Source organism: Rhodococcus sp. P4_F3_2, assembly GCF_056401335.1.
In genome coordinates this window covers 1-553 of sequence record NZ_JBFUJN010000145.1, presented here as the reverse complement: position 1 = coordinate 553, position 553 = coordinate 1, and the positions used below count along the sequence as shown (strand labels likewise).

Genomic DNA, 553 nt, shown 5'->3' with positions numbered 1-553 from the left:
GCAAAATCCGAGGCAAGCGGTGCTGGCGCGGGTCAAGTCAAAGTAGAAGTTGGTTATGCAACAGGGAAAACAATYGATGAAGCTATTTTTAGATATTATCAAATTTCTCAGCGCAGAATCTTTTTTGGGCACTTAGCTTTCCTTGTTTTAACGGACGATGCGTTAAAGCATGGCGCTGTCAAATCGGCAGTAGATTTTTTAGATCGTTATCGGGAAACGAGATACAACATCTGGATGTATGCTACGAAAAGTCCTTTGAAAAAAACGTTGTTAGCTACGCCTATGTTCGAAGTATCGAACGCTCTTTCTCGCTTGAGCGATCCTAAAGTGATTTTTAAGCAAAACTCGTTTATTCCACCCATCGATTTAAGAGAGCTCATTATCCATTTTAATGAACCAAGTCAYGAAGTAAATATTCCTCTCGTTCAGACTAAAGAACATTTAACAACGGATCAAAAAAAAGAAACAGCTATTCAAGTAAACGGAGCAGTGGCTATTACATCATCTGAATTAAAAGGAGTTTTTTCAGAGAATAAAATCAAAGGACTTAGAT

At 38.1% G+C, this 553-nt stretch carries 1 protein-coding gene; it reads left to right on the top strand.

The genetic code is table 11. The annotated features are described in order from the left end of the window. The coding region (locus tag AC1DWA_RS33155; protein WP_477917691.1) for a Ger(x)C family spore germination protein at positions 1-553 on the top strand (553 nt) is incomplete at both ends.